The sequence below is a fragment of the Burkholderia sp. SIMBA_051 genome, from assembly GCF_046534915.1.
Taxonomy (GTDB): Bacteria; Pseudomonadota; Gammaproteobacteria; order Burkholderiales; family Burkholderiaceae; genus Burkholderia; species Burkholderia ambifaria.
Genome location: NZ_JAWRXS010000324.1, coordinates 1 through 269, shown reverse-complemented (window position 1 = coordinate 269; position 269 = coordinate 1). Strand labels below are relative to the sequence as shown.

Annotated in this window: 1 protein-coding gene; it reads left to right on the top strand. The window is 69.9% G+C overall.

Features of this window, described 5'->3' with window-relative positions; genetic code table 11:
• On the top strand, window positions 1-269 hold a 269-nt coding region (locus SB771_RS34715), incomplete at both ends, for an ABC transporter permease (protein ID WP_410722002.1).

The following is a 269-nucleotide window of genomic DNA, read 5'->3' as shown; positions in this document are numbered from 1 at the left end:
ATGCGCATCCCGGAGATTCCCACACCGGGCGTGACGTGGCGCGCGGCGGTGGAACTGTTCTCGGACCCGTTCTACGACAACGGCCCCAACGACAAGGGCATCGGCTGGAACCTTCTGGCCTCGCTGCAGCGGGTCGGCATCGGCTTCGGCCTGGCCGCGCTGGTGGGGATACCGATCGGTTTCGCCATCGGCCGCTACGCGCCGGTGCGGGCGATGTTCTCGCCCATCGTCAGCCTGCTGCGGCCGGTGTCGCCGCTGGCGTGGCTGCC